Below are 537 nucleotides of genomic sequence, written 5' to 3'. Positions count from 1 at the left end.
AACCTCTTCCACGCCGCCCCCGGCCCCTTCGACCCGGCGGGCACACTCATCGCCCAGGCCCTGGCCGACGTCGCCACCATCAGCCTCCTGCAACAACGCACCACCCAGCGCAGCAGCGTCCTCAACGAGCAGCTGCAGACCGCGCTGAACAGCCGCGTACTGATCGAACAGGCCAAGGGCAAACTCGCCGAACGCCAGAACATCGACATGGAGCAGGCTTTCACCACCCTGCGCGGTTACGCCCGTGCGCACAACCGCCGCCTGTCGGATGTGGCCCGCGCCTTCATCGACGACTCCGAACCCCTCACTGGCCTGGTGGCCTGACACCGTCGCCGAGGCGGTGACCGCACGCAGCTGCTCGAGCGCGAAGAACCGCGCTCGGATCACGGGCCGTGCTTCTGGAGGCGCGGTGCTGCTGGTGCGCCGCTGCCGGCTGATGCCCGCTGTGGTGCGGCGTCGGCTGCGGGACTGATCCCGGGCTCCGGTCCCTCGCCCTCGGCTGTCTCGCCGGACTGCACCGCGGTCCCTATTGCTGTC

Annotated in this window: 1 protein-coding gene; it reads left to right on the top strand. The window is 69.6% G+C overall.

Going from position 1 to position 537, the window contains the following annotated elements:
* On the top strand, nt 1-324 hold a 324-nt coding region (locus IG08_RS0153330), incomplete at its 5' end, for an ANTAR domain-containing response regulator (protein ID WP_043457767.1).
* Nucleotides 325-537: the final 213 nt, after the last annotated feature.

It is taken from the genome of Streptomyces fulvoviolaceus, from assembly GCF_000718165.1.
Lineage (GTDB): Bacteria > Actinomycetota > Actinomycetes > Streptomycetales > Streptomycetaceae > Streptomyces > Streptomyces fulvoviolaceus.
Note: the sequence above shows the minus strand (reverse complement) of the source record. Positions and strands in the feature narration are given on the sequence as shown.